The organism is Acidobacteriota bacterium (assembly GCA_038040445.1).
In the GTDB taxonomy this organism is placed as follows: domain Bacteria; phylum Acidobacteriota; class Blastocatellia; order UBA7656; family UBA7656; genus Onstottus_A; species Onstottus_A frigus.
In genome coordinates this window covers 112,254-136,717 of the sequence record JBBPIG010000002.1, presented here as the reverse complement: position 1 = coordinate 136,717, position 24,464 = coordinate 112,254, and the positions used below count along the sequence as shown (strand labels likewise).

Genomic DNA, 24,464 nt, shown 5'->3' with positions numbered 1-24,464 from the left:
TTCAGTGGATTCTGAAGCTAGGTGTCTGGCTTAGAACACAGATTGAAAGCGAGACGGTCTTGGGCCGACTTGCAGCCAAGGCGTTCTGCTCCCGCGAGCGCGCGCGCGCAGGTCGGCGCAGAGCAGGCAACCTCGAACCAGGGACTGCACGCAATGACGACCGCGCGACTCTGCTGGGCAATTCGCGAGGCTTGGGACGGGGCCGTCATCGGTGAGCTATGCGGTGGGCCGACTAAAGAGGTTATCGCTTGAAGAGCAGCGTCAACTGATAAGGCAGATCGAATTGTGAAACAAGTCATTGTAGACGAGAACTTGCTTCGCGAGATCGTCGACCGGCTGGTCAAGGCGATCGACCCGGACCGAATAGTTCTCTTCGGCAGTCGAGCGCGGGGCGGCGAGCGAGGCGATAGTGACATCGATCTGCTGGTTGTTAAGGACTCCGATGATCCCCCACACCGACGGCTGATTCCCGCCTACCGCGCACTAACCGGAATCGGTGTTCCCAAAGACATTCTCTGGCGAACTCCTAGCGAGATTAGAGACTGGGCGGGCGTCCAAAACTACATCGCTACACGTGCCTTGCGCGAAGGAAGAGTGCTCTATGAAAAACGAGCTTGACCTGGCGCGGGCTCTGATGAGCAAGGCCGAAAGCGATCGGCGTATGGCTGAGATCGGCATCGAGCATGACGGGCCTTTGGACGCCGTCGCCTTTCACGTCCAACAGACCGCTGAGAAGCTGCTTAAGGCCTTGCTTGCGTCGCGAAGCATTGAATGTCCGCGGGGATAGACAGGGACGTACTCTATGTATGACAAGGAACTGGTATTAGGAGTCTTATCGCGGACATTGACTTCCTGCTATGTCAAACGATCAATCTGTTAGACCCTATCAAATCGTCTTGGATACAAACGTGCTGGTTACCGCATTCCGCTCGCGGCGCGGCGCGTCTCACAAGCTCGTCACTTTGCTCAAAGACACACGCTGGCAAGTTAATCTTTCCACACCGCTTGTCCTGGAGTATGAAGAGGTGCTGAAACGCCCCGGCCTCGTTACCGGATTCAGCAATGAGACCATAGATGTGTTTCTAGACGGTCTCTGTGCTATTTCCAATCAACATGATATTTTCTATCTGTGGCGTCCGTTGGCACGGGACCCTGATGATGATTTCTTGTTAGAGCTTGCAGTTCGAGCCCAAGCAGATTTCATCGTTACATACAACACGAGCGATTTGCTACCGGCGACGCAGTTTGGCATCGCGTTAGTTACGCCGAAAGAGTTTTTGCAACGGATGGGAGAACTTGCATGACAACCATAGAAACACAGATCCCCGAGTCGCTCTACAACCAGGTCAAGTCGCTCGCCGAACGTGAAAGCATAACCGTTGACCATCTCGTGGCAATCGCGTTAGCGGCACAAGTATCCGCTTGGCTCACGAAAGACTACATAGCGGAACGCGCCCGTCGCGGCAGTTGGGATGAGGCTCTAAAAGTGTTGGCTCAAGTCCCCGATGTCGAACCTGCTGAACACGACAGGCTCTAAACAAAGGCGTATGCCAAACGATCTCGTCAGCTCATGTAAGAGCTACATCGCAATCCGCGCAAAGCCCGCAGCAGAGGAGACTCATCGAAACGTTGAAGGGAGTGCCGGCCGCAGAACCCAACGCGTGAGTATGACCATCAGCTTTGACAAAGCCCGTGAGAAGCTTGGAATTTGATGGGGCCGGCCTGTGCTAGAATTCGCGTCGAGGTGATGAAGACCATGGCTGCGAGAGTTCCCAAAGAACCAAAAGGAACTAAGCTGAAGCTAGTGTGTGAGATTCGTGGCGGCGAGCCGTACGAGTATTATCCTCTCGGCAAGTACATCGTAGCCGCCCCTGGCGTTTGCGGCGGGCGGCCGACGATCAAGTATCACCGGCTCGATGCCCTGCACATCATCGGCTTCCTGGAACGCGGAGACAGTCCGAAGCAGATCGCACGCAACTATCGCATTCCCGTCGCGGCCGTGCATGAAGCAGTTAAGCTTGCGTCACTCTACGATTATGAAGAGAGCTATTCATAGAAAAGGAAGAGAATTGTCCCTCAACTTATGTCATCACTAATCGAACCAGAAGAGATTCAAATCGAGCGAAGCGATGAGCAGTTAAAGCTGCCGGATTCGCTTCCCGTCTTGCCGCTTCGCGACATCGTCATCTTTCCTTACATGATCGTTCCCCTGTTCGTGCAGCGCGAACGTTCGATTCGAGCTGTCGAGCAAGCGCTGGCCGAGAATCGAATGATCATGCTCGTGGCCCAGCGCGACCTCGAGAAAGAGGAACCTTCGGGTCCCGATCTCTACAATTATGGGACTGCCGCGTCGATCATGCGGATGCTCAAGATGCCCGATGGCCGCATACGGATCCTTGTCCAGGGGCTCGCGCGCGCCAGCGTCACGCGCATCGACGAGAACCTTCCTCACCTGCTCGCTCATATCCTGCCGCTCGCCGACACCGAGCCCGACGCCGATGAGCTCGAGCTGGAGGCCCTCATACGCAACGTGCGAGCCTCGCTCGAGCGCGCGATCACTCTTGGCAAAAACATTTCCGGCGAGGTCATGGCCATCGTCGCCAATCTCGAAGACCCCGGCCGTCTCGCCGACGTCGCCGCTTCAAACCTCGAGCTCAAAGTCGTCGACGCTCAAAGCGTGCTGGAGAAGCTCAATCCTTCCGAGCGCCTTCACCGCGTCAACGAGCTGCTTGCCAGAGAGATCAACGTGCTCATGGTTCAGCAGGAGATCAACACTCAAGCTAAGGGCGAGATCGATCGCAGCCAGCGTGAGTTCTATCTGCGGCAGCAACTCAAGGCGATTCAGACCGAGTTGGGTGAAGGCAACGAACTGGGCGAAGAGATAACTCAGTATCGCGAGAAGATGCTTCAGGCCAAGCTGCCCGAAGCCGTCGAGGAAGAAGTCGACCGGCAGATCAAGAAGCTCGAGCGCATGCATCCCGACGCCGCCGAAGCGGCGACTCTTCGCAACTACCTCGACGTGATGGTTGCGCTGCCCTGGTCCAAGGCTTCCGAAGAAAACCTGGACCTCAAACGAGCTCAGACGATTCTCGACGAAGACCACTACGGGCTCGATAAGGTCAAAGAGCGAATCATTGAAACGCTCGCCGTACGGAAGCTGAAAGAGAAACTGAAAGGCCAGATACTCTGTCTGGTCGGACCGCCGGGCGTCGGGAAGACCAGCCTGGGCCGCTCGATCGCGCGCGCTCTCAACCGCAAGTTTCAGCGGCTGAGCCTGGGCGGCTTGCACGACGAGGCTGAGATTCGCGGCCATCGGCGGACTTACATTGGAGCGATGCCCGGCCGCATCGTTCAATCCATTCAGCAGGCGGGAACAAACAATCCACTGATAATGCTCGACGAGATCGACAAAGTTGGCGCCGACTTCAGAGGCGATCCATCGTCGGCGCTCCTCGAAGTGCTCGACCCCGAACAGAATTTTTCTTTCCGCGACAATTATCTAGGCGTGCCGTTCGATCTCTCGAACGTTATGTTCATGACGACCGCAAACATGCTGGACACCGTGCACCCCGCGCTGAGAGACAGGATGGAGGTCATCCGCCTGGCGGGGTACACCGAAGAGGAAAAAGTCGAGATCGCTCGCCGCCACATCATACCCAAGCAGATGGAAGCGCACGGCATCACGCTTCGACATATGGCCATCAGCCGCTCGGCGCTGAAGGGAATCATTCTCCAGTACACGCACGAAGCCGGCTTGCGGCAGTTCGAACGCGAGATCGCCGGCATCAGCCGCAAAGTTGCGCGCCGAGTCGCCGAAGGAAGCGACGCGCTCGTTCGCGTGACCGTAAAGAATCTTCACGAGTTCCTCGGCATTCCTCACGTTTATCCGGACGAAGTGCTCAAGAAGGATCAAATCGGTGTAGCGACCGGGCTCGCCTGGACTCCGGCCGGCGGCGACGTGCTGTTTATCGAAGCGCTCCTTACGGCCGGCAAGGGATTGCTGGTGCTCACTGGTCAACTGGGTGACGTGATGAAAGAATCGGCACAAGCCGCCCTGTCGTGGGCAAAGGCGCACGCCGAAGAGCTGAACATCGATCCCGAGAAGTTCGGTAAGTTCGACATCCACGTGCACGTTCCCGAAGGCGCGATCCCGAAAGACGGACCCTCCGCGGGAGTAACACTCGCCGCAGCCATGGTTTCGGCGCTATCGGGCAAAGCGGTGAAGCGCTCAGTGGCGATGACCGGCGAGATCACCCTGCGCGGAAATGTGCTGCCTGTTGGAGGCGTGAAGGAAAAGGTCCTGGCCGCGCGCCGCGCTCGCGTGAACACGATCGTGTTGCCTCAACAAAACCGCCGCGACCTCGAAGAGGTCCCTAAAGAGTTGCAGAAGGAAATCACCTTCGTGTTTGTCGATTCGGTGCAACAGGCGTTGAGGACCGCGCTTCTGTAGCCCCGAGGTTCAGGACATCGACCAGCCACAGGGGCCGAGCCCCAATTGTTTCAATTCTGTTGCGAGCCGCTATTTCATTGACGGCCTGGAATTTAGCGTGATATAAAAGCCGCATTAGGCAGGTGTGCAAACGCCAAACGGTTGAGACTGCGACTCTGCCCCTCGGTGACCGAGCAATTGAATCAGTCACGTGAGTCGCGACTTCATCCTGACATTTTGAGAACAGGAAGGTAAAACCCATAGATGAGGCTAGCAACAGCGGCGAGTCGTGTTCCAGTTGTGCTACTTCTTTCGTTATTGCTCATCGGAACCGCCGGACCAGTGCAAGCCCTCGGCGGGTCACAGCAACCGGCCTTACCCACAAGCACTCGATCTGTCATTGACCGCGCGGAGGAAGCGTGTCTGCGCGGCGAAGAAGCGTTCGCGAAGGGCTTGCCCGACATCGCTCGCAAGATGTTCGATCACGCGCTCGACACCGTTTTGCAATCAGGGATAGACCTGAAGACCGATACCAAGCTGGCAGCTTACTACCGCACTCTTCTAGATCGAATACACAAGCACGAAGCTCAGCCCGGAGACGTTCACGACGCGGCTGATCGGCCCGAGGTAGCTGAGCCTTCGGTGCTCGACGAAGTTTCTGAGATCAAAGAAGCCGAACTCGCGATGGTCACTCCGGATGGAGTGAAGATCTTCGGCCGTTACGATTTCGACTTCGCGGTTGCGCCGCCGGTGTTTCAGTTCATCAACTTCTTCGTTGCCGGTCGCGGCCGTTCTACGATGGAAGCCGGGCTCCAACGTTCGGGTCGCTATCGCCAGATGGTCGAGAAGGTCTTCAAGGAAGAGCGTGTTCCGACCGATCTGATATGGCTTGCCCAGGCGGAGTCGGTCTGGAAGCCTAACGCGCTATCACGCGCCGCGGCGAAGGGCATCTGGCAGTTCATACCTTCGACCGGCACGCGTTATGGATTGGCGCAGACGACGTGGATCGATGAGCGGTCTCAACCCGAGAAATCGACTCGCGCCGCGGCGAGGTATCTGCGCTGGCTGCACGACCATTTCGCAGGGGATTGGCTGCTTGCGATGGCGGCTTACAACTCGGGCGAGAATCGAGTAGATGGTGCGATCGCCAGATGTGGTTACGCTGATTTCTGGGAACTGTACAAGCGAGGACTGCTGCCGCAAGAGACTCGCAACTACGTGCCGGCGATTCTTTCGATCATCATTGTCAGCAAGAACCAGAAGCGTTACGGTTTTGATGTAAAACCGGATACCCCGCTCAACTACGACACCTTTGAGGTTCCTGCGCAGACCGATCTAAAGGTGGCCGCCGATCTAATCGGCGTGCCCTACGAAACAATTCAGGACTTGAACGCCGAGCTGCGGCGGGGCACCTCTCCGGCAGGTCAGCGCTACACAATTAAGCTCCCGAAGGGAATGAAGAAGCAGTTCGAGATTGCGTACGCCGATTTGCCCGAGACGCAGCGTGTGCGCAAGATCGCCGTTCCCAGCGAGGAGATCGCCGAACGATACCGCAGCGCGTACCGGGTTCAAGTCGCCTCTTATCAGGTGAGAAGGGGTGACACGCTCGCTTCGGTCGCGCGCCGATCGGGTGTCTCAGTGAAGGAGCTTGCCAGGCTGAATCGCATATCGTCGCGCGGCGAGTTGCGCAAGGGCCAAACGGTCAAGATCCCCAAGGCAGTGCGCGCATCGCGAGGCCGCCACGGGCGTGTTGGTCGCTATCGAACATTGCCCGCCGTGCGTGGGCGCCACCGCGGCTCAGTGCGAACCCACTCGGCCCGCCACACCTCTTCGCGCCGCCACCGGCGCTAGAGCCACCCTGGGAGCGCAGGCATCCTTGCCTGCCTCTTTCTTGCGCAACGCCAAGCAGGCAGGGATGCCTGCGCTCCCAGGGCTCCGTCTTCGCTTAGTGCATCACTGGGGCAGGGAGAAGCGCCCGAGATGCCCTTACGGGTCTCTCAACTACGCCTTGCTACGCAAATAATCATCCGTGCCTTCGATCCAGTCGACCCGAATCGGCGAGAACACATCCATTTCGTCGGTGTCTTCAATGGCTTCGGCGCTGTGGTGCACAAACGCAGGAATCAGCAGTGTCTCACCGCCTCGAACGACGATCTCGCGCCCGTCGATTAAGAACTTCAGCGCGCCTGTGAACACTGTCGTCAACTGCTCGCTTTCGTGATTGTGCGTTGGAACAAGGCAGCCCTTCTTTAGAAATATCCTCGCCATCGTCATCTGCTCGCCGGAGATGAAGCGCCGGCTGAACAGTTCGTGTACTTGCTCTTCGGGCATCTCGTTCCAGTTGTATAGCTTCATTGTGATCCTCCGTTTGGATTGTTTTCGAGGAGAAAGAATCACTGCGGTCGTCGGTCCTCCGTCGTCGGTCCTCGGTCATTCTTACGCTAGAGTGGCGGTCGTCACCTGTGATTCTTTGGACGCGCGCACCATCTCGACAAATAAGCGATGCGCGCGCGCGTCTTCAGTAAGCTCGGGATGAAACGTGGCGGCGAGTATGCCGCCCTCTCGAACTAGAACGGGTTCGCAACCTAAACGAGCAAGGACCTCGACATTCGGACCGGCGCTCGTGATCCGCGGCGCGCGTATGAACACTGCTTCAATTGGTCCGCCTTCGATCGTTGTTTCGACTTCGGCGATAAAGCTGTCAATTTGACGTCCGTATGCGTTGCGCTCGATTCTTATGTCAATCAACCCTAGCGAAGCCTGAGCCGGATTATACACCTCCCGCGCGAGCAGAATAGCTCCTGCGCACGTTCCGAAGATCGGCCTGCCTGCGCGAACAAAGCGGGCGATGGGTTGGCCGAGATTCTCTTCCTCGATGAACTTGAGCATCGTCGTGCTCTCGCCGCCTGGCACTATCAGGCCGTCTATTGCATTGAGCTCGTCGGCGCGCCGGACTTCGATCGCATCCAAGCCGATGCGTCGAAGCGCCCGGGCGTGCGCGTCGAAATCACCTTGAATTGCCAGCACGCCAACCACGCTGCTAGTCATCGTCGAAGTCATAGTCGATTCGCATCACGGCTGAGTCGGCTTCGGTAAAACCGTTCTTGATGTAAAACCCTCGGCGGTAACTCTCCCTGGCGCGATTGGTTAGGAGTTCGAGCCGCCCGCAGCCGGAGTGCCTGGCGATTCCTTTGGCCTGTTCGATTAAGGCTCTACCAATGTCCCGGCCGCGCCATTCGGGTGCGACGACCAACTCGTCGATGGTCACCAGGTTCGCCGTCAGACGAAGCTGAGGCCGTCTCGATAACGTCGCCAGGCCGATCACCGCACCGTCAGCTTCCGCGAGAACTATGAAAATCGAAGGGTCTTCCATTGCGGCGTGGTAGACCTCCACGAACCGCGCGAGCGACAGACCGGGATAGCCTAGCGCGCTCATCAACCCGAACACGGCCTGAAGGTCGCCCTCGGTCGCAAGGCGGATGATGATGCCCGGCAAGATCACTCTCGTTACCATCCTCGAGTCTGGAGTAAGTCGCCTTCTGCCATCTTCGATACGTCGAGTCCTCGCATCGCCTCGCCCAGTTCTTCGCTTGCTTCGAGCACGGTCTTTGGGTCGCCGAAGTGCGTCGTCGCTTTGACGATGGCTCGTGCGCGAGTCGCCGGATCGGACGATTTGAAAATGCCCGAGCCGACAAATACCGACTCCGCGCCCAATTGCATGCACAGCGCGGCGTCCGTGGGCGTCGCTATTCCGCCCGCGGCGAAGTTTGGAACCGGCAGCCGGCCTTCGCGTGCAACGAGGCGAACCAGCTCGTAGGGAGCGCCGAGCCGTTTCGCTTCGGCCATCAATTCCTCTTGTCCCAAGATCGTCAGCCGCTTGATGTCATGCGCAATGCGTCGAAGATGACGCACGGCCTCGACGATGTTGCCGGAGCCCGCCTCGCCCTTGGTGCGAATCAGAGCCGCGCCTTCGCCGATGCGGCGGAGCGCTTCACCGAGATCGCGCGCCCCGCACACGAACGGGACTTTGAATTGCTGCTTGTCGATGTGATGCTCTTCGTCGGCTGGCGTCAACACCTCGCTCTCATCGACGAAGTCGACGCCGAGCGCCTCCAATACCTGCGCCTCAGCAAAGTGGCCAATGCGCACCTTGGCCATAACGGGAATGTTGACCTCAGCCATTATCTTGCGAATCTTCTTGGGCGAAGCCATGCGAGCCACCCCGCCTTCGGCGCGTATGTCGGAGGGCACGCGCTCAAGCGCCATCACTGCCACGGCGCCCGCGTCTTGCGCGATTCGCGCTTGCTCGGCGTTGGTGACATCCATTATCACTCCGCCTTTGAGCATCTCGGCGAGCCCGGTCTTTAAGCGAATCAAGTTGTCGTTCATTGCTGTCCCTCCCGGAAGCTCCAAGAATAGTGTTAGCCAACAAAGATCTCGCCGCGTCCGGCGATTACGACTCCACCGCCTACGCGAACTGCCGTGACGTCGCTGGTCGCCGGATCGACATCGACGTCGATGTACAACAAGCTGGGCCGTTTCATCTCAAAGCCTTGTTCGCTCACGATCTTCGTAGTCGCTTCGGCTTTGACGAGCCTGTGACGCACAAGGTAGAAACCAAGCGGTCCATTTGCTGATCCTGTAGCTGCGTCTTCGCTCACACCCGCGGCGGGCGCAAACACACGGCAATGGACTGTGCTTGTCGGGAGCACCGTCTCATGCGTGAAGACCAAAACCGTCGAGGCGCCGACGTCGTTGCTGATGCGTTCGAGTTCGCCGGTGTCCACTCTGATGTCTCCGATGGCGGCGCGGTTTGCGACCGGCACGATCATAACTGCGATGCCGTTGAAAATCGTTTCGACCGGCAGTCCTGTTTGTCCGATCCGTGACGCGTCAAGCGAGAGTGCCTTTGCCAATCGAGCCACATCGGAATAAGCGCCGCGAACAATCGGCAACGGCTGGGTCATCGTCGTGCGACCGGGCTGACCACTGTCGGTTCTAACCTCAACGTGGATTGGGCCGACGCCCGCTTCCAGGGTGACTGAAGTCAGCGGTTCGCTCCACGGTTTCATTCGCTCGGCGACTATCACATAAGCCGAGCCGACCAGCGGATGTCCGGCGAATGGAAGCTCGCGCGCCGGTGTGAAAATCCTCACGCGATAATCGCCGCCGCGCTCGGGCGGAAACAAAAACGTCGTCTCTGAATAATTCATTTCACGCGCGATGTTTTGCATCATCGCCGGCTCGAGCCCCGAGCCGTCTGTAAACACTGCCAACTGGTTGCCGCCGAATCGCTCGTCGGTAAACACATCGGCGATCACGAATTGTTTGCTGTTCATGTGAGTCTCCGTTTGAGAACACGTGCGATGCGCTTGATACCCTCCTCGATCATCTCTGGTTTCTGATTTGAGAAGTTGAGCCTCATGAAGTTGAGCTTCGGTTCGCAGGCGAAGAACGAAGTGCCGGGAACAAACGCGACCCGTTCGGCTACCGCTTCTTTAAAAAGCTCCTCCGCGCTGACGCGTTCAGGCAATTCGAGCCACAAAAAGAGGCCGCCCTCTGGCCTGGTCCACCTGGTTTCGGACGGGAAGTATCGCGCTATGGCCGATAGCATCATTTCACACCGTTCTCCGTAGACCCTGCATAGAGATGCGACGTGCTGGTCGTAATCAAAGGTCTCGAGCAACCGCGCGGCTGCCCGCTGTTCGATCGTGCTGGTATGAAGATCGGCCGCCTGCTTGGCTATCACGACGGTTTGAAAGATCTCCTCCGAGGCTGTTAGCCACCCAAGCCTCATTCCCGGGCTGAGAGTCTTAGAGAAGGTGCTGATGTGGATGACCAGCCCCTCGCGGTCCAAGGCGGCCAGCGACGGCGTCGGCTCGCCCGTGTATCGAAGCTCGCCGTAGGGATTGTCTTCGAGAATCGGAACCCGGGAGCGCGCGCACAGCTCGAGCAACTTCAACCTTCGTTGATATGAAAGCGTGGTGCCCTTCGGGTTGGAGAACTCGGACACGATGTAGATCAGGTTCGGCTTGGAACGCTCGAGGGCGCTTTCGATTTGGTCGACGCGCATGCCTTCGTCGTCGCTTTCAATCGGAATAAAAGTCGCTTCGTGTCCGCAGAAGGCCTGGAGTGCAGCGAGATAGCTTGGGTTCTCGACAACAACCGCATCGCCGGGTTCGAGAAAGATTTTTCCAACGATGTCGATGCCCTGTTGTGAGCCGGTGGTGATTAACACTCGATCGGCAGTTGTGGCGATGCCGCCCTTCTCCATTCGACGCGCGATCCATTCCCGCAGCGGACGCCAACCTTCTGTGGTGCTGTATTGCAACGCGGCCGGCCCGTCGGCGGCGAACACATCGGCATATGCCTGAGCGATTGCGGCCACCGGGAACATCTCCGGTGCGGGGAGGCCTCCGGCGAAGGAGATGATCTCCGGCTGCTCGGTGACCTTGAGCAACTCGCGAATCGCCGATACATGCATCCGCGACATTCGGCTCGCAAAGCGATGACTATTCCCGTCGAGAACTGCCGGGGGCATCACTTCGATTGATCTGCGTTGAGTAGCCATTCATCTCCTCCGTTTTCTTTTTGCAGCATCACAGCTCATCTTCGAGTCCGTTTTGCAGCGCTTCGGCGGCGCTGTTTTGGAGCAGCGTCCGGTGACGCGGGCGTGATGTGCGAGCCTTCCTTGATTGAGGACGTGACCACCGTGGTGAGTGTCCTGGTCACCCCGGGGATGTGGCGCAGTAGATCCGATATCAGGCGGTCGAGACTATTCGTGTCTTCGGTAACGACCTTGAGCAGGTAAGAATCAGGGCCGGTGATGCGATGGCATTCGAGAACGTCCGGCAGGGCGAGAATCCTCTTTGCAAAGCCCTCATTGTACTTCGGGTGCTCGATGCGAACCCCAATAAATGCTGTGATGTCCTTGCCCAGCTTCCGCCCATCGACTCGCGCCGTGTAGCCGGTGATGATGCCTTCCTGTTCGAGCTTTCGCATTCGCTCGGCCACTGCCGGCTGTGAAAGACCGACGGCGGCCGCCATTTCCATCTGTGTCGCCCTGGCGCTCAGCTGAAGCAAATCGAGAAGCTTATAATCTATCGTGTCTAAGTTCATTTCAGTAAGATAATCCAAGTAAATGTCGAGTGCGCTTATAATATCCCCGCCAATGGCTGAGGTCAACAAAAAAGTTACGCATTGGACTCGGTATGAATCTTCGCTATGAACCTCGAGGTTTGAATCATAGCAACTGGCGGTTGACATAACGGCTGGCGGCCCGCAATCTCAGATAAAACTCATCAATCGATCAGGAGGCCTGGGTGGCGGCATGGAACCTCACGCTTGAATACGACGGCACGCGTTACCACGGTTGGCAGGAGCAAAGAAACGCACGCACCGTTGCGGGGGAGATTCGCATTGCGGCTGAAGAATTCTTTGCAAAGCCCGTAGAGATCGCCGGAGCGGGGCGCACCGATGCTGGAGTGCATGCGCTCGGACAAGTCGCCCGCTTGCGAACCGATTGGCGACAAAAGCGTGTCGATCTGCTTACCGCACTGAATGACAGACTGCCTCCGGACATCAATGTTCTAAGAGTCGAGGAAGCGCGAGGGGGGTTCGATCCGCGAAGGGCAGCGTTTGCGCGCTACTACCTTTATCAGATCTCGACCAGACGCACCGCGTTCGCCAAGCGGTTCGTGTGGTGGGTGAAAGACAAGCTGGACCAGGCGGCGATGCGCGAGGCGGCGCAGTCGCTCCTGGGACGCCACGACTTCGCGCGCTTTTGTGATAAGAGGGCCGGCGAAGGCTCAACGATCGTGGTTGTCAACGATGTGCAGTTTGGGACTGACGGAGATCTGCTTCTCTTCCGAGTTGGCGCGTCGCACTTTCTCTGGAAAATGGTGCGACGGGTCGTCGGAGCGCTGGTAGAGGTTGGCCGCGGATCGATCGGCGCCGCCGAATTCGCCAGCCTCATTGACTCGCGGCCTGCTGCTGGCGACGCCGGTCGGTTCGACGTTGCCTCGCACACGGCGCCGCCTTCGGGGCTGTTTCTTGAACGCGTCGTGTACGAGAAGAATGAAAAACCGGGGCCACTTTCACCGGCGTTTCCGGCGCGAAGAGAGTGACGACTATCGCCAGGCTTGCTACGAGTCTAAGGGAAACTTTGCCGGCGTCGTGGCCGAGGTAGTCCGGCGGGCACGATGACGGATGTACTCCACCAGCATCGGCAGCACCGAGATGAGCACAATCGCTATGACAACGAGCGAGAAGTTATTCTTGACGATCTCGAGATTGCCGAAGTAGTAACCCGCGAAGACGCATATCGCGACCCACGCCACTCCGCCGATCACGTTATAGGCTATGAACCGCCAGTAGTTCATTCTTCCGAGGCCCGCAACAAAAGGCGCAAAGGTCCTGACGATGGGTATGAACCGCGCGATAATTATCGTCTTGCCGCCGTACCGTTCGTAGAACGCATGCGTCCGGTCCAGATGCTTCTTATTCAACAGCCGGACGTTCTCGCGATGAAACACCTTCGGGCCCACCCAGTGACCCAACCAGTAATTGACCGTGTCGCCTACGATGGCCGCAATCGACAGAAGCACGAACAGCCAGAATACGTTCAACGATCCCAAAGCGGCAAAGGCTCCCGCGGCGAATAGCAGAGAGTCGCCCGGCAGGAAAGGCGTAACGACCAGCCCGGTCTCGCAGAAGACAATGAGGAACAGGATCAGATAGGTCCAGGTCCCATACTGGCCGATTATGTCGTTGAGATGTTTGTCGAGGTGAAGAAAAAGGTCTATCAGCTTGCTGATCAATTCCATATGATTCCGAGCGCCGGACTAACGACGCACTTCGATCGACTCCTCCGCGGGAAATTAGTTCGGCCAGCCGTGCCGCCCGATAAGCTTAACAAAGACGCAGGCATCGTGGTTCTCCTGAACAATGCCGCTTTCGGTCTTTATCACGCGAACGAGCGTCTGATGCTCGGCGTCGCCTATGGGAATCACCAGCCGCCCGCCGACTGCTAGCTGCGCGACAAGCGGTTCGGGCACATCGGGGCTGCCGGCTGCGACGACGATCGCGTTATAGGGAGCGTGATCGCTCCAACCGATCGTGCCGTCGAACCATTTCACCGTCGCGTTGTAGCAGCCCAATTGCCGGATGTTCCTTTGAGCCGACCGGGCGAGCTCGCTGATCCGCTCAATCGCGAACACGCGCCCGGCAACCGCCGAGAGCACCGCAGTCTGATAGCCCGAGCCCGCTCCGATCTCGAGAACCGTTGAATCTTTGTCCACCTCCGCAAGCTCGGTCATCCGAGCCACCATGTAAGGCTGAGAGATTGTCTGCATCTCACCGATCGGCAGCGCGTGATCCCCATAAGCTTTTGCCTCCAGCGCTTCGGGCACAAACAGGTGACGCGGAATCTCGCCCATTGACTTGAGCACGCGTTCGTCGCGGATACCGCGGGTCCGCAGCAGATCGATCATCCGAGCGCGATGAGACTGGTATAGGTCGGCACTGGAAGCTTGTTCTACCGTGTGGTTTGTCATTTCGATTGTTCGTCCAAAACCATGTTCCAGTCTCGCAGTTTGAACTCTTCGAGCATGCGGTAGTCGGTCATGTCGGTACGCAACGGAGTGATCGATACCAACCCGCGCCCCAGCGCTTCGTAGTCGGTCCCGGCTTCTTCATTCCAGGCCAGCGATTCTTCTCCAATCCAGTAATATTTTCGCTGCCGGGGATCGGTCCCTTCGATTATGTTGGGTCTGATGTTTTTCGTTCCTTGCCGGGTGATCCGAGCGCCGCGAATCGGGCCGGGTGGGATGTTGACGTTGAGCAAGGTTCCTTGCGGTAAGCCGTCGCCGAGCACCCGCCTCGCAATCTCGGTCGCGAATTCCGCGGCTGCAGCGAAATCGAAATTTGTCCTCTGAACCAGGCTCACAGCGATACCGGGAAGGCCGTATATCGAAGCCTCTAACGCGCCGGCAACCGTGCCCGAATAGGTAACGTCCTCACCCAGGTTGCCGCCTTTGTTGATGCCGGAAACGACGAGCGAGGGGAGATCACCTTTCAGCAGATGGTTCATCGCAAGCGTGACGCAATCGGTCGGCGTGCCGTCCACCGAGAAGTGATGGTCATCGATCTTTTCGATTCGAAGCGGGCGCGTCAACGTGAGTGAATGCGAAGCCGCGCTCATTTCGTGAGCGGGCGCGACGACCAGCACTTCGCCGAGTGCCCCGAGCGCCTCGGCCAGTGCGATTATTCCCGCCGAGTGTATTCCATCGTCGTTGGTTACCAGTATCTTGGGCATACGTTAGGTGCGCGCAAAAACGAGAAGGCCCAGGACGAAAGCTTGCAGACTCGGACCCGGGCTTTGACGCCGTTTTGGCGGGATTACACTTTGGAGGGTCTCTGTCTCAGGTCTTCCGTGCTGGGTCGGGATTCTAATCGGGACGACTGGATTCGAACCAGCGACCTCTTCCACCCCAAGGAAGCGCGCTACCAGGCTGCGCCACGTCCCGTCCACATAGATGCTCATGCATCGTCACGTTCAACGTTTGATGCTAGCATCCGTGTTTAGACGTGTCAATAAATCCTCAAGATCGCTCTTGATCATTCGCAGCACACGGCGGGTTTGCGGTGAGGTTGATTGATGTGCTGTTGATGAAGTTGCGGCGCCACGCTCAACGGTTTCCGGTGCGTGCTCCTCGGGAAGCCTCACCCGTGCCGAGCCTCCTCGGATCTCGTCAAGAAGTCTTTTTTTCGCTCCGGCGATGGTGAATTTTTCTTCGTAGAGCAAATCACGGATTCGAAGAACCATCTCTACGTCTTTGCGGCGATAGACTCGCTGACCGGCTCGGTTCTTTTGAGGCGCGAGCATCGGGAACTCAGTCTCCCAGTACCGAAGCACGTGCGGCTGGACCTTTATCAGATCGCACACTTCTCCGATCCTGAAGAACAACTTTTCGGGAATTATTGATGCGGATTCCATGATTTTATCCGCGCCTTAAAGGGCTGAGCTTGCTCGAGCTCTCAAACCGAGCGCATCGACCGCGACGGTCTGAAGACCAGAGCCCGATGACCGCCAAGTTCAATCGGCTCACCGGTGATGGGGTTTCGCCGGCTCCTTGGTTTGCGATTCACGACTTCGAGGGTGCCAAAACCGATTATGTGAATCCTCTCGCCTGTCCGGAGCTGGCGCTTGACGATATCAAACAGCAAATCGACCAGACGTAGCGCTTCGCGATTTGTCAGGCCGCCGTGATGTAGGTGAACAACCCGTGCGATGTCGGCCTTGGTCATTGCCCTGCCCCTTGCTCGAAGTACAGTCCCGAGGCCGGCGTCCACCAGACTGAGAGCGCGGATTATGGCCGCAGAATCCGCGCAGCCCTATGTTAAGCAAACAAGCGAACGGTGTCAATGACTGCTGTAGCTTGGAAACCCTTAGCTTTGACAGCGGTTTAGCTGGGCAATGTGAAGGCAACGCTCAAGGGGCAGCGTGGGCTTCAGCTTGTGGTCTCCTGAAGAACATCACCCAGGCAAAAGATAGCGCGGGCTTCAGCCTAAGCCTCCCGAAGGACATCAAACAGGCTAAAGCCTGCGCTACCCCGTGAGGCCCGTGCTACATCGCGGCTGCGGATTCTGTTTGCGCTGAAAGCGCGGGCCGGCGGTCGAATCGCACCCCGACTTTGAAAATCTCGCTGAACCATGTGGACTTGCGCTCTGCCGACCACATCTCCAACTCGCACTCACCTGCGCTTGAACCGATGAACGTCACGTTACCGTCGGCCACCATGCAGCGCACATCGCTTATCAACTGTCGATGTGAGCGGTCGAGCCCGTCGGCTATCTGGAGTATCGAAGCCAGGCGAAGCATCGTCGCTCGCTTGCCGCGGTCGAGCCCGTAATAGTCTTCGTGCTCGCGGCGCGAACGCGCGTCGTTTGATTTCCTGGGAAGCGAGCCGCGATGATACCGCACCATCGTGGCCATCACGGCGATCTCATCCCCGCTGAAGCCGGGCATCTCCGAGTTCTTTATGAGATACAAACCATGACGGTGGTGATTGTTGTGTGCGATGTGAAATCCGATATCGTGAAGAATCGCCGCGTATTGCAGCAGCTTGCGATCCTGTTCGCTTAGCTGGTGCACCTCTGCCGTATCATCGAATATCTGCGTCGCCAGCCGCGCGACGTGATGCGAATGAGTCACATCGTAGTCGTAACGTCTTGCCACAGACAACACCGACCGGCCGCGCACATCAAGAGTCGAATCATCAGTCACCGGATACAACAGCGCATCTTGGCGGCCCGAGGGTGCGAGCGCCGGTACTTGAATCTGCGGAACCGCATGTATTTCGCGCCTGCGCCGCAAGTAGTTGAGTATTACTCCCTCTCTAAGCGACCAGTCGCAACTGGTTATCTCGGTCGCGCCCAGATCGGAAAGTATGTACTGCAGCAGCAGTCCGCCCGCGACAATGATATCGGCGCGCCCCTTCTCAATTCCCGGAACGCGACGCCGCTCTCGAAGAGTCATACGCGCCAACTTGCGATTCAACCATTCGATTTGATGCAACGTGACGGTCTTGTTGAAGGATTCATATTCGGGCACGCTGTCACTTCCGTAGGGTTCATCGCCCTGCACCAGCGCGCTTGCCATGTTGAGCACCGTGCCGGATGAACCGATGACGAAATCATAACCAACCCCCTTGATCTGCCAGGCCGCTCGGGTGAAGTCAGCTCTGATGTTTGCGATCAAGCGGTTGCGTTGTTCGGTCGAGATCGGATCGGTGTTGATGAATTTTTCGGCGAGCCGTACCGCGCCGATGCGCAGCGACAACAACAACTCGGGCTCGCCGCCGCCGGTTATGATGAACTCGGTCGAGCCGCCGCCTATGTCGATTATCAGAGCCCGCCGGTTGTTGAAGTCAGTGACTTCAGAGACAGCCATCGCTATCAACCGCGCTTCTTCGACACCCGGCAGCACTTGAACGTCCAGACCGACTTCCTTCCGAACCCGGTCAATGAACTTGGCGGAGTTACGGGATTCGCGAACTGCGGAGGTGGCGGTTGTGATGATCGGATCAGCGCCATTGTGCTCAGCCATCTTCTTGAATCGCCCGAGTGTGGTTATAGCTCGCTCGATGGTTTCTTTTGAAAGGCGATGCTCGCGCAGTGTGCCGGCGCCCAGCCGGACCATTTCCTTCTCGCGGTCGATGATTTCAGGATGCTGGCCTTGCACGGCTCGAACGATTACGAGGTGGATCGAGTTTGATCCGATATCTATGGCTGCAAGTTTCATAAGCGGCGTTGGTCCTCGGTCTCTATTGCTTCCCGTTTCTAATTCGTTATCTGAGCACTGAACCACAGCTTCATTATTTTTCGGGAAGCCTGGCAGTAGTAGCCTTGATGCTGTAATCCAGCCAGCCTCTTTCGTTAGTATTCTTGCAGCGCTGGCGGAGTATCTCAAGAGCTTTCAGCCGCGCTTCAAGCGACTTTCGGTGATTGGATTCCGCTGCCAGCGCGATGTCAGTCAGATGGAGAGCAGCGATGGCGTCTCCGGCCTGCACGCGCGCGATGGCGAGCGCGGCAATCGCGTCAGGCCCGCCGGCCAGCTTAACCACGTCAGGGTAGACCGAAGAGGCGGGCCTGTCATACATCGTCGAGGGATTGAGATCGAACCATCCGACGTAGCCTTCATAGATCCCTCGGATCGACCACACAAGGTTGCCGTAGCTCTCCCCGAGGTCGAGCGCCTGCGGCAGCTTGATCTCGCGCATCAGCGTGTAGACGTCCTTGCCGGCGTTCATTCCTTTGACCACCTCGTCATGGACATACTGAATAGCATCGCGATAGCGCGTCAGCCGGCGCGTGATTTCGTCATTTCCGGGAATGGGACGCCCGTGGCTCGGAAGAACGATCTCAGGCTTGAACGCCAAAATGGTATTGAGCGAGTTGACGTAATCAAGCGCCCATCGCGGGGGGGTCCCGCGCAGTGTGTAAATGTTCGGGAATGACTCGTAGTAGTTGTCGCCGGTGAATGCCGCCTTGTACTTTGGCACCCAGACCGTCAGGTGGTCGTATGTCTCGCCCGGCGTGCGATAGATCTCGAACTTGACTCCGCCCAGCGTGAGCTCGTACTTGTCGTCGAAGAGAATAGTCGGTTGGATCTTCGCGCCGTAGTTGCCCGCCCACTTGCCAGCTTCGGGAACGGGCAAACCGAATTGCGCAGCGTTGCGCTTTCCGTAGAAGCCAGCGAGCCGCGTCTGATAGTGCACGAACTCGACGTGATTCTTTTGAGCGATGATCTGAGTACCGGCTTCCTTCCAGAGCGGCAGGCCTCCGGTGTGATCGCCGTGCGCGTGGGTCAGAATAATGTACTTGATTGGTCCTTTGTTCTCGGCAGTCAGCAGTTGATGGTGCCTTCGCGCGTGCATCGCGATCGAGGTGTCGATGATCACGTTCCCTTCGCTGGTGGTCACCATGAAAGTGTTGCCGAAGCCCTGGACCATACTGATGGCCTCGTTGACCTTGACGACTTTGTCGCCGATTCGGAGCAGGTCGCTCGGGTTGTCGGCGACCATTCCTTGTTGACCGCGCACGACAAAAGAGTTGCTGGTTGTCAGAAGCACCGCCAGACAAAGGCAAATGCGTAGGAAGAGAAGTTTCATATATAGCTCCGGGCGTTGAAGGGAAGTCTTGCGCTGAATTGAAGGTGACTGTTTACCGCACGGGAATGAGCTATGTCAATGTGAGAGACTGAGCCGAGCTTGGGTAGTGTCCTAGTCTTGTGTTGGTTGAGTGCTATGGAAACCACATCAGGCCGACTTTCAACTGATGAGATTATCCTTGCGGTGGCTCAGTTGAGCCTGCCGGAGATCGAAGAAGTGTTTGACCATGTCCTGGCGCTTCAGGCTGAACGCAAGGCGGCGCATTTGTCACCTGCGGAGTCTGCATTGCTGGTCCGCATAAATGAGGGTTTGCCGGCAGACCTATTGGAACGCTTGGCCACTCTCAAGGCCAAACGCAAGCATGAGACAATCTCCGATGCCGAATACGAGGAACTGACTCGGCTCGGAGATCAAGCTGAGGAGCTTCACGCTGACCGATTAGCGGCGCTGGTCGAACTCGCGAAACTGAGAGGAGTCAGCTTGCCCGTCCTGCTGGATCAACTCGGCATTCATTTCCCCGATGATAGCTTTGTACATGAAATAGAGCGGAAGTTTCGACGCCTAGTCATGCCGCAAGGCAGACACGCCGAGGAACCTGGATGAGTAAACTCGGCACGCGCGGCAAGGACATTGAAGATGAAACGCTTGATCTTCTGGCAGGCGATCAGAATGACGAATACGGTAGAGTCGAGCGAATCCTGAAACGAAAGCGCTATGCTTGGAAAGATCCCGAGCTTGCAAGACCATCTCGGTCTTCATGAACTTTCTCTCCTCGCTAACTTCCTGCCTTCACGCTCTAGTTCCTTTCTGTTCTGTTTTTTGCTGAGCGCTTCTGAAAGACTCAATCTGTTGTTAGGGTTATTCCGGCATTTCAAACGCGGCGTTGGATTGCTACGATCTCTGAAATGCAGAACTGCAAGGTCATTATCCAATACGATGGCACGAACTATCACGGCTGGCAGGTGCAGCCGAATGGCCGCACGGTTCAGGGCGAGCTCACCAGAGCGCTCTCGATCCTCGATCATCGCCCCGTCACCGTTTACGGCGCCGGACGCACCGACGCGGGCGTACACGCTGAAGGCCAGGTCGCAAACTTCTTCGTTGAACGTGACTTCGAACCCCGTTGGTTGCGGGACGCGATCAACGGCAATCTTGACCGCGATATTCGCGTCCTGGATGTCGTGCCCGTCTCAGATGCGTTCAACGCTCGCTACTCGGCCACGCAAAAGACCTATCGGTATCGCATATGGACTGGTGATGTGGTCAGTCCGTTTGTCTATCGATACGTTCATCATTATCGCGCGGGACTCGATACCGTGGGGATGGAACGCGCCGCCGCCGCCCTCCTCGGTACGAACGACTTCAGCGCGTTCACCGTTGCAAACTCTGAAGTCGAAGACCATGTTCGCACGCTTAGCCGCCTGGATATCGAACAGGAAGCGGACGAAGTCTCGATCATGGTCTCGGCTGATGGCTTCCTCCGTTACATGGTCAGGACCATTGCCGGAACGCTGATCGAAGTGGGGCGAGGTAAGCGAACGGCGGCTAGTGTAGCCACAACAATCCAGAGCCGCGATCGCGCAAATGCCGGTCCTTCTGCTCCTGCCAACGGGTTGACTTTGGTTTGCGTGGACTATTAAATTGACGAGTGTCGAGTAGCCCCCGTTGCTCGTCGGATTCACTCATCGCTTCAAAGAAATAATGACCATTAATATTCCTAGAGAGTCTGAGAGCGTCATCGAGAGCGGTTCCGCGGACGAATTCCTTCTCAGGCAAATCGACTCAGCCAGACTCCCATCGCACATTGCGATCATCATGGACGGCAACGGCCGGTGGGCTGCGCGGCGAAATCAACCTCGCGTTGCCGGGCACCGCGCCGGCGCCGAGGCTGTGCGCGCAACTGTTGAAGCGTCGGCCAGGTTGGGCATCTCTTACCTTACGCTCTACGCGTTCTCGGCGGAGAATTGGAAGCGCCCCCGCCTCGAAGTGGAAGCGTTGATGGGATTGCTGCGCGAGTTTCTTCGCAAGGAAATCCGTAGTCTCAAAGCGAACAACATCCGTTTCCAAACCATCGGCCGAGAGCAAGGACTCGAGAGCGCACTCCGGCGCGAGATTGATCGCGCTCGGCGCGAGACCGCTGACAACAGCGGAACGGTGCTCACCGTGGCGCTCAACTACAGCGGGCGATCGGAATTGGTTGAGGCTTGCCGCGAGATTGCCGCCGAGTGTCGCGCCGGGGGCCGCGACCCTTCAGAAATAACCGACTACGATATCGAACAGCATCTGTTCACCAGGGACCTGCCGGATCCCGATCTTCTCGTTCGCACCAGCGGGGAAATGCGCGTGTCGAACTTCTTGCTCTGGCAAATCGCTTACAGCGAGATATACGTGACCGAAGTGCTTTGGCCCGACTTCCGCCGCGCGAATCTTTTCGAAGCCGTCATCGAGTATCAGAAGCGAGAGCGGCGATACGGCGACGTCAAACCGGGGGCAAAGAATTCACTGATCGCCGCAAACATGAAATGAGTGGTTGGTGATCCGTGATCCGTGAGGCGTGAAACGGGTGCGTGGAACGTGATGCGTGAGGCGTGATGCGTGACGCGTGATGCGTGACCGGATCGAGGCTATGAACGCGCACTTCCACCTCATCCGGTCACGCATCACGCATCACGCATCACGTTTCACGCATCACGGTCCACGCATCACCTTTATGAAACGTATCCTCACCGCCATCGTCGCGCTTCCCATCCTGCTCTACGCCGTCTGGAGCCAATCGCCATACTTTTTCGTGGCCCTGACGACCATCGCCGTTGTTCTCGCTTTGGGCGAGTTTTATAGCCTGGCATCAAAGGTTGGCTGCAAACCGCAAGTTGTTCCCGGATACGGCGCAGGGCTGGTGGTGATTGCGAGCTTCGTCTTCGAGGAACCGGCACTAACGGTCGCAGGGATAGCTGCGCTGTCGATCGCGTCGCTCTCGGGAGCGATGTCTCAGCCGAACGATATCAAGAAGTCGCTGGTGTCGGTTTCGGCAACTGTCTTCGGCGTTGTCTATGTGGCTCTACTTGCGGGTTGTCTGGTCGGAGTTCGAATGATGTCCGAGGTAGCGTCGTCGACGCCCGTTCCTCATCTTGTCTCGAAGCTGCTAATGACGTTCTTCGCCATCGTGATGATGACCGACACAGGAGCGTACTACACGGGGCGCGCGATTGGACGTCACAAGCTTGCTCCGCGCATCAGCCCGGGCAAAACGATAGAAGGGGCGATCGGTGGGTTCGTGATGGCGGTCGTCGCCGGCTACCTTTGCAAGCTGACCTTCTTTCATGAAATCCCTGTTGTGCACGCGTTGGCGCTTGGCGCTGCGATGGGAGTGATCGGGCAGATCGGTGACCTCGCCGAGTCAATGTTGAAGCGCGGCGCCGGCGTGAAGGACTCAGGCGTTTTATTGCCTGGCCACGGCGGAATGCTGGATCGCGTCGACAGCATCCTGTTCTGCGCGCCTGTGCTCTTCTATTACTCGCGATTGTTTGCCACGAACTTCTAAGCGGAGAAGGTAGGATGAAGGATGAGGAAGAATCGTTCATCTCACGTCTATCAGTCTTCGGCTTACGCGCCCTTCGAGATGTTGGGCCGGTCTGGCTCGCGCTCGCCCTTCTGACGACGATTCCATATGCCGCCGCCGCTCTACGCACTCCTAATGGCTACGCGTTCACTGGAGTGCTGACCGCGTACGACGACACCTTCACCTACTTTGCATGGATAAGACAGGGCGCTGATGGTTGTCTGCTCATGTGTGACCTGTTCACCTCTGAGCCGCAATCCTGTGAGTTTTTTCTGCCGCTGTGGACCATACTCGGGGCAATCGCTCGGGTCACTCGAATGCCTGTAGCGCTGACGTTTCATGCCGCGAGACTCCTCGCGGGTCTGGTGCTCTTACTCGTCGCGAGTGCGCTCGCTGCCAGCGTGATGAAATCCCGAACGCGAGTGCGGTACTCGCTGTGGTTATATGCGATGTCGGGTGGCTTCGGGTGGCTTGTTTATGCCGTGAAAAACAGAAGCGACTTGTTCGGCGTCCACGCAGCATCGGGCTCAGCGGACTTGAACATGCCCGAGGCGATCGCGTTTCGGTCGGTCTTCGCGCAGGTGCATTTTGCAGTGGGAGCAGCTCTGATTTTTGCTTCGATCAAGCTGTTGTCCAGCGCCCTCGTCGAGAAGAAACCAAGCCGGGCGCTTATCGCGGGAATCCTGGTATCGCTGCTTGCCGTTGTGCATCCGTATCTGGTCGTCGTGGTTTGGGGAGTGGCGGGAGTGGCATTGCTAACGTGGCCGTGGTGGAACGACGGACCGAAAAGACGGCGCTCGTACTATAACGCGGCAATTGGTGTGGCGGCTGCCGGGTTTACCGCCGGGACTATTCCAGGCGTCGCGTACATGGTTTATCTGAACCGATCAAACGAAGTCTTACGCGAGTGGTTGCGAATAACGGATACCTTGTCGCCCCCGCCCTGGGAATACGCTCTCGGCTTCGGCATCGTGGCGATGTTGGCTGTGCCTGGCTTTTTCCTGATGTGGAGGACTCGGGCGCCGCACGGCCGCTTGCTTCTCATTTGGGCTCTCGTGCAAACCGCGATGCTCTATGCGCCGTTGAGCTTCCAGCGGCGGCTCGTTGAAGGTCTGCAGTTGCCGCTTTCGATAGCGGCTTCAGTTGCGCTGTTCTGGATCGTGCGCAAAGTTTTCAAACGGCCCGCCGGGGCGCATTACCGAAAATTGTTCCTGGTTGGCGCTGTCACGTTTGGTTCCCTCACGAATGTTGGTTTCGTCATCGGGCAAATGATCGCGCGAGGACCTGGCCCTGAGTCTATCGATTCTACCGATCCAAGACGATACGTGCCCCTTGATTTGATTGCGGCTTTCGACTGGTTGAGAGCGAACACAGATCGTGATGCCGTGGTGTTCTCGTCTTATTTTACGGGCAGTCTTGCCCCGTCAATGACCGGCTTGCATGTGTTTCTTGGTCACTACGGGCAGACAATCCACAGTGATGAGAAGGGGGCTCAAGTCACCGCGTTCTACGGAGGGACGATGAATGACGAGGTTGCGCGGGAGTTGTTTATGGAGCACCGAGTGCGCCATGTCGTGTACGGACCATTTGAGAGGGAGATTTCGGATAGCTTCGCGCCGCCCAGTTGGCTCAAGCTTGCATATCGGCATGGTGATGTTGAGATTTTTGAAGTTACTCAGGAACTCGGTTCACTGGCGCCATGACAATTCTCAAGCTGGCGGTCGGGAAGGGTGTCTGGCCCGCTTAGCGTACTTTGCGAGTCTTAGCGTGCTTTTGCGAGAAATACGGTTCGCGCAAAGAATGC

At 57.5% G+C, this 24,464-nt stretch carries 28 protein-coding genes and 1 tRNA gene; 14 read left to right on the top strand and 15 right to left on the bottom strand.

The window, feature by feature from the left end; genetic code table 11:
• Positions 1-285 precede the first annotated feature (285 nt).
• From AABO57_02725 to AABO57_02695, 7 genes are all read left to right on the top strand, one after another.
• On the top strand, positions 286-618 hold the full coding sequence (locus AABO57_02725; GenBank protein ID MEK6284633.1) for a nucleotidyltransferase domain-containing protein: 333 nt from the start codon (positions 286-288) through the stop codon (positions 616-618).
• Positions 602-787: a HEPN domain-containing protein gene (locus AABO57_02720; protein ID MEK6284632.1), complete on the top strand. Its 186-nt coding sequence runs from the start codon at positions 602-604 to the stop codon at positions 785-787. Before AABO57_02725 ends, AABO57_02720 begins: the two co-directional genes overlap by 17 nt.
• Before the next feature lie 70 nt (positions 788-857).
• Positions 858-1,304: a putative toxin-antitoxin system toxin component, PIN family gene (locus AABO57_02715; protein ID MEK6284631.1), complete on the top strand. Its 447-nt coding sequence runs from the start codon at positions 858-860 to the stop codon at positions 1,302-1,304.
• Positions 1,301-1,537, top strand: a complete 237-nt coding sequence (locus AABO57_02710; GenBank protein ID MEK6284630.1) for a hypothetical protein — start codon at positions 1,301-1,303, stop codon at positions 1,535-1,537. The genes AABO57_02715 and AABO57_02710 overlap by 4 nt, the downstream gene beginning before the upstream one ends.
• A 219-nt stretch (positions 1,538-1,756) precedes the next feature.
• Positions 1,757-2,056 (top strand): DUF433 domain-containing protein, encoded by a 300-nt coding sequence (locus tag AABO57_02705; protein ID MEK6284629.1) that lies wholly within the window; start codon positions 1,757-1,759, stop codon positions 2,054-2,056.
• A gap of 27 nt (positions 2,057-2,083) precedes the next feature.
• On the top strand, positions 2,084-4,450 hold the full coding sequence (gene lon / locus AABO57_02700) for an endopeptidase La (GenBank protein ID MEK6284628.1): 2,367 nt from the start codon (positions 2,084-2,086) through the stop codon (positions 4,448-4,450).
• 243 nt (positions 4,451-4,693) lie between these two features.
• Positions 4,694-6,280, top strand: coding sequence for a transglycosylase SLT domain-containing protein (locus AABO57_02695; GenBank protein MEK6284627.1), 1,587 nt, complete (start codon positions 4,694-4,696; stop codon positions 6,278-6,280).
• 150 nt (positions 6,281-6,430) lie between these two features.
• On the opposite strand, the gene AABO57_02690 is transcribed toward AABO57_02695, so the two are convergent.
• The 7 genes from AABO57_02690 to AABO57_02660 all read right to left on the bottom strand — a co-directional run bounded on the left by AABO57_02690 (position 6,431) and on the right by AABO57_02660 (position 11,548).
• Positions 6,431-6,784, bottom strand: a complete 354-nt coding sequence (locus tag AABO57_02690) for a cupin domain-containing protein (GenBank protein ID MEK6284626.1) — start codon at positions 6,782-6,784, stop codon at positions 6,431-6,433.
• Between the two features lie 81 nt (positions 6,785-6,865).
• On the bottom strand, positions 6,866-7,477 hold the full coding sequence (gene pdxT / locus AABO57_02685; GenBank protein MEK6284625.1) for a pyridoxal 5'-phosphate synthase glutaminase subunit PdxT: 612 nt from the start codon (positions 7,475-7,477) through the stop codon (positions 6,866-6,868).
• Positions 7,470-7,943 carry a GNAT family N-acetyltransferase gene (locus AABO57_02680; GenBank protein MEK6284624.1) on the bottom strand — a complete coding sequence of 158 codons (474 nt, stop codon included), beginning with the start codon at positions 7,941-7,943 and terminating at the stop codon, positions 7,470-7,472. Before AABO57_02680 ends, pdxT begins: the two co-directional genes overlap by 8 nt.
• Positions 7,937-8,818, bottom strand: coding sequence for a pyridoxal 5'-phosphate synthase lyase subunit PdxS (gene pdxS, locus AABO57_02675; protein MEK6284623.1), 882 nt, complete (start codon positions 8,816-8,818; stop codon positions 7,937-7,939). The genes AABO57_02680 and pdxS overlap by 7 nt, the downstream gene beginning before the upstream one ends.
• Before the next feature lie 32 nt (positions 8,819-8,850).
• The gene (locus AABO57_02670; GenBank protein ID MEK6284622.1) at positions 8,851-9,768 is read right to left on the bottom strand and encodes a PhzF family phenazine biosynthesis protein; all 918 of its coding nucleotides are present in this window, start codon (positions 9,766-9,768) and stop codon (positions 8,851-8,853) included.
• Positions 9,765-11,000, bottom strand: a complete 1,236-nt coding sequence (locus AABO57_02665; protein MEK6284621.1) for a PLP-dependent aminotransferase family protein — start codon at positions 10,998-11,000, stop codon at positions 9,765-9,767. Before AABO57_02665 ends, AABO57_02670 begins: the two co-directional genes overlap by 4 nt.
• Before the next feature lie 35 nt (positions 11,001-11,035).
• A complete protein-coding gene (locus AABO57_02660; GenBank protein MEK6284620.1) occupies positions 11,036-11,548 on the bottom strand; it encodes an Lrp/AsnC family transcriptional regulator in 513 nt (170 codons plus the stop codon).
• A gap of 203 nt (positions 11,549-11,751) precedes the next feature.
• Here AABO57_02660 and truA (AABO57_02655) point away from each other — a divergent pair, with 203 nt between their 5' ends.
• Positions 11,752-12,555: a tRNA pseudouridine(38-40) synthase TruA gene (truA, locus tag AABO57_02655; protein ID MEK6284619.1), complete on the top strand. Its 804-nt coding sequence runs from the start codon at positions 11,752-11,754 to the stop codon at positions 12,553-12,555.
• Positions 12,556-12,573: 18 nt separating this feature from the next.
• Here truA (AABO57_02655) and AABO57_02650 read toward each other — a convergent pair whose 3' ends face one another.
• The 8 genes from AABO57_02650 to AABO57_02615 form a co-directional block, all read right to left on the bottom strand.
• Complete coding sequence (locus tag AABO57_02650) at positions 12,574-13,254, bottom strand: DedA family protein (GenBank protein ID MEK6284618.1); 681 nt, start codon at positions 13,252-13,254, stop codon at positions 12,574-12,576.
• 54 nt (positions 13,255-13,308) lie between these two features.
• On the bottom strand, positions 13,309-13,983 hold the full coding sequence (locus tag AABO57_02645) for a protein-L-isoaspartate(D-aspartate) O-methyltransferase (GenBank protein ID MEK6284617.1): 675 nt from the start codon (positions 13,981-13,983) through the stop codon (positions 13,309-13,311).
• Positions 13,980-14,744 (bottom strand): 5'/3'-nucleotidase SurE, encoded by a 765-nt coding sequence (gene surE, locus AABO57_02640; GenBank protein MEK6284616.1) that lies wholly within the window; start codon positions 14,742-14,744, stop codon positions 13,980-13,982. Before surE ends, AABO57_02645 begins: the two co-directional genes overlap by 4 nt.
• A 137-nt stretch (positions 14,745-14,881) precedes the next feature.
• Positions 14,882-14,955, bottom strand: a tRNA-Pro gene (locus tag AABO57_02635).
• Positions 14,956-14,984: 29 nt separating this feature from the next.
• A complete protein-coding gene (locus tag AABO57_02630) occupies positions 14,985-15,425 on the bottom strand; it encodes a MerR family transcriptional regulator (GenBank protein MEK6284615.1) in 441 nt (146 codons plus the stop codon).
• Between the two features lie 41 nt (positions 15,426-15,466).
• Entirely contained in the window at positions 15,467-15,736 is a 270-nt protein-coding gene (locus AABO57_02625) for an HU family DNA-binding protein (protein MEK6284614.1), read from the bottom strand.
• 319 nt (positions 15,737-16,055) lie between these two features.
• A complete protein-coding gene (locus AABO57_02620; GenBank protein MEK6284613.1) occupies positions 16,056-17,732 on the bottom strand; it encodes a Ppx/GppA phosphatase family protein in 1,677 nt (558 codons plus the stop codon).
• A gap of 73 nt (positions 17,733-17,805) precedes the next feature.
• Positions 17,806-19,101 (bottom strand): MBL fold metallo-hydrolase, encoded by a 1,296-nt coding sequence (locus AABO57_02615; protein MEK6284612.1) that lies wholly within the window; start codon positions 19,099-19,101, stop codon positions 17,806-17,808.
• Between the two features lie 135 nt (positions 19,102-19,236).
• Between AABO57_02615 and AABO57_02610 the strand changes: the two genes are divergently transcribed.
• The 6 genes from AABO57_02610 to AABO57_02585 all read left to right on the top strand — a co-directional run bounded on the left by AABO57_02610 (position 19,237) and on the right by AABO57_02585 (position 24,363).
• A complete protein-coding gene (locus AABO57_02610; protein MEK6284611.1) occupies positions 19,237-19,704 on the top strand; it encodes an STAS/SEC14 domain-containing protein in 468 nt (155 codons plus the stop codon).
• Positions 19,701-19,862 (top strand): hypothetical protein, encoded by a 162-nt coding sequence (locus AABO57_02605; protein ID MEK6284610.1) that lies wholly within the window; start codon positions 19,701-19,703, stop codon positions 19,860-19,862. Before AABO57_02610 ends, AABO57_02605 begins: the two co-directional genes overlap by 4 nt.
• A gap of 144 nt (positions 19,863-20,006) precedes the next feature.
• Positions 20,007-20,741 (top strand): tRNA pseudouridine(38-40) synthase TruA, encoded by a 735-nt coding sequence (truA, locus tag AABO57_02600; protein MEK6284609.1) that lies wholly within the window; start codon positions 20,007-20,009, stop codon positions 20,739-20,741.
• Positions 20,742-20,802: 61 nt separating this feature from the next.
• Complete coding sequence (locus tag AABO57_02595; protein MEK6284608.1) at positions 20,803-21,627, top strand: isoprenyl transferase; 825 nt, start codon at positions 20,803-20,805, stop codon at positions 21,625-21,627.
• A 184-nt stretch (positions 21,628-21,811) separates the two neighbouring features.
• Positions 21,812-22,642: a phosphatidate cytidylyltransferase gene (locus AABO57_02590; protein MEK6284607.1), complete on the top strand. Its 831-nt coding sequence runs from the start codon at positions 21,812-21,814 to the stop codon at positions 22,640-22,642.
• A gap of 14 nt (positions 22,643-22,656) precedes the next feature.
• Positions 22,657-24,363, top strand: coding sequence for a hypothetical protein (locus AABO57_02585; GenBank protein MEK6284606.1), 1,707 nt, complete (start codon positions 22,657-22,659; stop codon positions 24,361-24,363).
• Positions 24,364-24,464 lie beyond the last annotated feature (101 nt).

Bases quoted from the DNA above. Each gene is read 5' to 3' on its own strand.
- AABO57_02665 (MEK6284621.1), bottom strand. From the start codon at position 11,000: ATGGCTACTCAACGCAGATCAATCGAAGTGATGCCCCCGGCAGTTCTC.
- AABO57_02650 (MEK6284618.1), bottom strand. From the start codon at position 13,254: ATGGAATTGATCAGCAAGCTGATAGACCTTTTTCTTCACCTCGACAAA.
- surE (MEK6284616.1), bottom strand. From the start codon at position 14,744: ATGCCCAAGATACTGGTAACCAACGACGATGGAATACACTCGGCGGGA.
- AABO57_02645 (MEK6284617.1), bottom strand. From the start codon at position 13,983: ATGACAAACCACACGGTAGAACAAGCTTCCAGTGCCGACCTATACCAG.
- AABO57_02670 (MEK6284622.1), bottom strand. From the start codon at position 9,768: ATGAACAGCAAACAATTCGTGATCGCCGATGTGTTTACCGACGAGCGA.
- lon (MEK6284628.1), top strand. From the start codon at position 2,084: ATGTCATCACTAATCGAACCAGAAGAGATTCAAATCGAGCGAAGCGAT.
- AABO57_02715 (MEK6284631.1), top strand. From the start codon at position 858: ATGTCAAACGATCAATCTGTTAGACCCTATCAAATCGTCTTGGATACA.
- AABO57_02595 (MEK6284608.1), top strand. From the start codon at position 20,803: ATGACCATTAATATTCCTAGAGAGTCTGAGAGCGTCATCGAGAGCGGT.
- AABO57_02690 (MEK6284626.1), bottom strand. From the start codon at position 6,784: ATGAAGCTATACAACTGGAACGAGATGCCCGAAGAGCAAGTACACGAA.
- AABO57_02695 (MEK6284627.1), top strand. From the start codon at position 4,694: ATGAGGCTAGCAACAGCGGCGAGTCGTGTTCCAGTTGTGCTACTTCTT.
- AABO57_02625 (MEK6284614.1), bottom strand. From the start codon at position 15,736: ATGACCAAGGCCGACATCGCACGGGTTGTTCACCTACATCACGGCGGC.
- AABO57_02615 (MEK6284612.1), bottom strand. From the start codon at position 19,101: ATGAAACTTCTCTTCCTACGCATTTGCCTTTGTCTGGCGGTGCTTCTG.
- AABO57_02680 (MEK6284624.1), bottom strand. From the start codon at position 7,943: ATGGTAACGAGAGTGATCTTGCCGGGCATCATCATCCGCCTTGCGACC.
- truA (MEK6284609.1), top strand. From the start codon at position 20,007: ATGCAGAACTGCAAGGTCATTATCCAATACGATGGCACGAACTATCAC.
- pdxS (MEK6284623.1), bottom strand. From the start codon at position 8,818: ATGAACGACAACTTGATTCGCTTAAAGACCGGGCTCGCCGAGATGCTC.
- AABO57_02610 (MEK6284611.1), top strand. From the start codon at position 19,237: ATGGAAACCACATCAGGCCGACTTTCAACTGATGAGATTATCCTTGCG.
- AABO57_02710 (MEK6284630.1), top strand. From the start codon at position 1,301: ATGACAACCATAGAAACACAGATCCCCGAGTCGCTCTACAACCAGGTC.
- AABO57_02705 (MEK6284629.1), top strand. From the start codon at position 1,757: ATGGCTGCGAGAGTTCCCAAAGAACCAAAAGGAACTAAGCTGAAGCTA.
- pdxT (MEK6284625.1), bottom strand. From the start codon at position 7,477: ATGACTAGCAGCGTGGTTGGCGTGCTGGCAATTCAAGGTGATTTCGAC.
- AABO57_02585 (MEK6284606.1), top strand. From the start codon at position 22,657: ATGAAGGATGAGGAAGAATCGTTCATCTCACGTCTATCAGTCTTCGGC.
- AABO57_02720 (MEK6284632.1), top strand. From the start codon at position 602: ATGAAAAACGAGCTTGACCTGGCGCGGGCTCTGATGAGCAAGGCCGAA.
- AABO57_02605 (MEK6284610.1), top strand. From the start codon at position 19,701: ATGAGTAAACTCGGCACGCGCGGCAAGGACATTGAAGATGAAACGCTT.
- AABO57_02590 (MEK6284607.1), top strand. From the start codon at position 21,812: ATGAAACGTATCCTCACCGCCATCGTCGCGCTTCCCATCCTGCTCTAC.
- AABO57_02630 (MEK6284615.1), bottom strand. From the start codon at position 15,425: ATGGAATCCGCATCAATAATTCCCGAAAAGTTGTTCTTCAGGATCGGA.
- AABO57_02620 (MEK6284613.1), bottom strand. From the start codon at position 17,732: ATGAAACTTGCAGCCATAGATATCGGATCAAACTCGATCCACCTCGTA.
- AABO57_02660 (MEK6284620.1), bottom strand. From the start codon at position 11,548: ATGAACTTAGACACGATAGATTATAAGCTTCTCGATTTGCTTCAGCTG.